The sequence below is a fragment of the Synechococcus sp. R55.7 genome (assembly GCF_047461955.1).
GTDB lineage: Bacteria > Cyanobacteriota > Cyanobacteriia > Thermostichales > Thermostichaceae > Thermostichus.
Genome location: NZ_JANSIC010000170.1, coordinates 1 through 4,069, shown reverse-complemented (window position 1 = coordinate 4,069; position 4,069 = coordinate 1). Strand labels below are relative to the sequence as shown.

Sequence of the window (4,069 nt, the reverse complement as noted above, 5' to 3'; positions counted from 1 at the left end):
GAGGTTATCGCTACGCAACATTTTCCCGAACCGGTCAGCCCCTACCAGCGCTGGCGACAGAGGTATGCCCCCTCAGATCCCCTCTCTTCGGGTTTGGGCAGCGTCCCTTATCGGCCAGCCCAGCAGGGATCCCAAAGGATTCAACAGGGAACAGAGGGGCTGCCCTTAGGGCCTGCGACCCGCCAAGGGGAACAGCTGGAGCAGATCGGGATCCGCCTGGGAGAAGACAGCCCCTTCTTCCTACATCCCAGTGGCTTGGTCTATCGGCAGTCCTATTGAAGTTTTTGTGAGTCTGTTCGCTACAGGGATCCCAGCTTCCCCAGGGAGAAGGGCTGGAGGTGAGGGATCATCTCTCACTTCTCCCTTCTCACTGCTCACGCCTCAATCAGTAATGATTCCCCACCTTGCGGTGGTGGATGGCGGTGAGGCCCTCTGGGCTGGAGACCCGACCAGCTTCTAGGGTGCTGTACACCACCCAGTGATCGCTGGTTTCCAGGCGGCTCACCACGCGGCACTCCAGGTAGGCCAAAGCATCGGCCAAGATGGGGGATCCGTTGGCAGCAGGGTAGGTCTTGATCCCGGCAAAGCGGTCGGCTCCCGGTGGAAATCGCTTCAGGAAGTGGCGCATCAAGGGTTGGTAATGGCCTTCTTGCAGCACATTTAACACGAAGGTATCTCCCACCTGCAGGAAGGATTCGATGGCCCGATCCTTGGCCACCGCAATGCTGATCCCCGGCGGATCGGTGCTGGCTTGGGCCACCCAGGAGGCAAGCATAGCGCTGGTGGCTTGCCCTTTGCGGGCTGTGATAATGTAGAGGCCATTGCTGATGCGGCCCAGGGCGCGATCCAGGTCGGCATCCAAGGCTTTCATCTGCTGAATGCTGCGATCCCGGGTCAGCCACTGCCCCAGATCGGTACCTGCTTCTTCGGCCAGTTGCAGCAGAGCCTCGCCGGCAGGCTGCTTAAGCAGAATGGGGGCAAACACCTCTTTGGCGCCGATTTCTTGCAGTGTGTTGCGGCAGAGGTACACCGACTCATCATCTTCGCCGCCCGACTCAAACAGACCAAAGCCTTGCTTGCTGTGGGCAGAGGCCAAAAGGGTTTTCAGCAGCACTTGAGTGGTGGCGGCCTCAGGCCCTGATTGGGGCGGCATGCCTATCACCACACCGGCGGCCAAGCTCATCAGCTCCCGCACCTCGTGGGCATCCACCAGCCGCAAATCTGCCAGCTCCACCTGGATGCCGGTTTTTTGGATCCCACGGGCAATGGCTTGAGCCAAGGTTTCCGCCTGGCCATAGCCGGACAGGTAGAACACTGCCACCAGGCGCTCGGCTTTGGCCTGCTCCAGGCTCCAGGTGCGGTAGTGCTCCACCCAGTCGGACAGGTGATGGCGCAGCAGGGGGCCGTGGCCGGTAGCAATGGCAGCGATGGGAGGCAAGGCTTCCATGCGCTTCAGGGCAGACAACACCGAGCGGGCATTGGGCCCCATGAGGCAGTCGTAGTAGAGCTTGAAGTCGGCCTGCAACAGGTGGGGATGTTCGTCCCAGGCGAAATCGTCGCAGTAGTGCATCCCAAACACGTCGCAGGTGTAAAGGATCTGGGTGCCGTGGTCGTAGGTGAGGATGGTGTCGGGCCAGTGCAAGTTGGGGGCAGAGATAAATTCCAGGACATGCCCCTTGCCCAGATCCAAGCGATCTCCCTGTTTCACCACCAGCCGCTGGAAGGGCCGATGCACCAGATCTTCCAGAAATTGCACCGCCACCTTGGAGGCCACCACCGTCATCTGGGGCGCCAGCTCCAGCAGATCCCCAACCAGGCCGCTGTGATCTGGCTCGGTGTGGCTGACCACCAGGTAGTCGATCTGGGCAGGATCTAGGATCCCTTGCAGGCAATCCAGGTACAACTGGCGAAACTTCTCGTGGGAGGTGTCGATGAGGGCCACCTTCTCGCCGCGAATCAAGAAGGAGTTGTAGGTGGTGCCATTTTCCAGAGCAAATTCGATGTCAAATCGATCCCGATCCCAATCTTGGGAGCGAATGGCAAGGGTGTCGGCCCCGATGGGCAGAGTTTGCAGCGTCAGATGGGGCTGGGCCAGGCGAGGTGCGACTTGAGGTGCAACTGCAGTGGTGGCCATGTTCTCTCCCTAACTTTAAGTCGGGTCACAATCCTGATCTCAATGTAACTGAATGTTTATGTTGACGGCGGATGAAGATGAGCTATGCAGGTTTGGAAATCCTTATGGAATGCTTTTAGGGATCCTTGGGTTCCTGCCAATCGAAGGGGTTAGGACTTAGGGCTGTAGCAAACTGGGCCAGGGTGTGGCGCAACTGATCCAGGTTTTGGCCGGTGGCGGCGGAAACAAACAGGGCTTTGGGGTAGAGCAGGCGGACGTCTTCCACCCATTCGGGGTCGAGGCGGTCGATTTTGTTGAACACCAGCTGGCGGGGACCAGTGGCCAAGGGCAGCTTGTCCAGCAAGGTTTCCACCGCCTCGATCTGTCCTTCCCAGTTGGGGTGAGACAGATCCACCACATGCAGCAGGGCATCCGCTTCCGTCACCTCTTCCAGGGTGGCTTGAAAGGCATCCACCAGTTGGTCTGGTAATTCGGTTAGGAATCCCACTGTGTCGGTCAACAGCACCGCCTGCTGGTCGGGCAGCTCCAGCCGCCGCGTGGTGGGATCCAAGGTGGCAAAGAGTTGGTCGGCCACGTAGACCTGGGCATGGGTGAGGGCATTGAGGAGGGTGGATTTGCCGGCGTTGGTGTAGCCCACCAGGGCCACCACGGGAATTTGGGATGCCTCGCGCCGTTGGCGCAGCCGCTGGCGGTGGCGGCGCAGCTCTTCCACCTCTTGCCGCAGCTTGCTGATGCGCCGCTGGATGGCCCGCCGCTCCATTTCCAGTTGGGTTTCCCCAGGGCCACGGGTGCCGATGCCCCCACCTAGCCGAGACATGGTGCGCCCGCGACCGGCCAAGCGAGGTAGCAAATACTGCAGTTGGGCCAGCTCCACCTGCAATTTTCCGGCCCGGGTTCTGGCCCGCTGGGCAAAAATATCCAAGATCACCTCGCTGCGATCCACCACCCGCACCCCCACCGCCTCTTCCAAGGTGCGCACCTGGCTGGGGGTGAGTTCCCGGTCGAACACCACCAAGTTAGCGCCCAGATCCTGGACCAGCAGAGCCAGCTCTTGCACCTTACCGGATCCGATTACCGTGGCCGAATTGGGGCCTTCCCGCCTCTGCCAGAGGGCTTGCAGCACCTGTCCGCCGGCACTCTCCACCAGGCGGCTCAGCTCCGCCAACCCATCCATGAGATCCTCGTAGCTCTGCCCGGACTCCTGCAGCCCCACCAGGATGGCCCGATCCTGATCCAGATCCACCTGGCGGGCGGTCAACTGGCGCCGAAACCCATCCTCCAGCTCCGCCACCAGCTCCTGCAGATCCTGTTCTGCCAGGATCCCCAAAGGCAAAGGCTCAGAAACCTGCCAACGGCGCTCTCCCTCCGGCAGCAGATGGGCCAGATAGGCCCGGTGAACAAAGCCCGTAGCCGCTCCTCCCCGGCGTCGGTGCCCTCCTGACTTGGACACGGAAAGGGTGATGAGGGCATCCAAACGCTGCAAAGCCATGGCCGTCAGCGCTTTTTGACCGGGGCCCCCCTCCCCCATTTGGGTGGTGATGCAGCGGATCCCGGATAGGCGCTCGGCCCCCTGGCGGGGCAATTCCCAAGCGGGAATCTGGGTTTCAAAAGGGGATCCCACCCCTACGCGGATCACCTGGCCGCGCCGGTTGAGGTAAACGCTGATGGGCCGGCCTTCCAACTCTTGGGTCAGGGATCCCAGCCGTTGGGCAAACTCCACCGTCACCAGGCGGTTGGGGGGTAGGCGCAGTTGGTAAAGCCGTTGCAGTTGCTTTTGTTGGTGGGGCTTTAACCCTTTGGCCTGTTCGGGAAAGCGTCGTGGAGCGATAGCAGAGCTGAAGCGGGGGTCGGTCTGATGGCGAGAGGTGCTAGCCCTGGGCATGGGGACGGGGAAAGACCCAAAAACAAGCTTTCATCTACCATACACGCTAGCTG

At 61.0% G+C, this 4,069-nt stretch carries 3 protein-coding genes; 1 reads left to right on the top strand and 2 read right to left on the bottom strand.

The features are described from left to right. On the top strand, nucleotides 1-279 hold a 279-nt coding region (locus NW820_RS09365), incomplete at its 5' end, for a hypothetical protein (RefSeq protein ID WP_414407340.1). A 106-nt stretch (nucleotides 280-385) separates the two neighbouring features. Here the strand turns inward: NW820_RS09365 and NW820_RS09360 are convergent. Continuing rightward, nucleotides 386-2,134: a diflavin flavoprotein gene (locus tag NW820_RS09360; protein ID WP_414329428.1), complete on the bottom strand. Its 1,749-nt coding sequence runs from the start codon at nucleotides 2,132-2,134 to the stop codon at nucleotides 386-388. A 115-nt stretch (nucleotides 2,135-2,249) separates the two neighbouring features. Further along, on the bottom strand, nucleotides 2,250-4,016 hold the full coding sequence (gene hflX, locus NW820_RS09355) for a GTPase HflX (RefSeq protein ID WP_414407339.1): 1,767 nt from the start codon (nucleotides 4,014-4,016) through the stop codon (nucleotides 2,250-2,252). Nucleotides 4,017-4,069 lie beyond the last annotated feature (53 nt).

Excerpts from the sequence above, each read along its gene's own strand:
- NW820_RS09360 (WP_414329428.1), bottom strand. The coding sequence starts at position 2,134 with ATGGCCACCACTGCAGTTGCACCTCAAGTCGCACCTCGCCTGGCCCAG.
- hflX (WP_414407339.1), bottom strand. The coding sequence starts at position 4,016 with ATGCCCAGGGCTAGCACCTCTCGCCATCAGACCGACCCCCGCTTCAGC.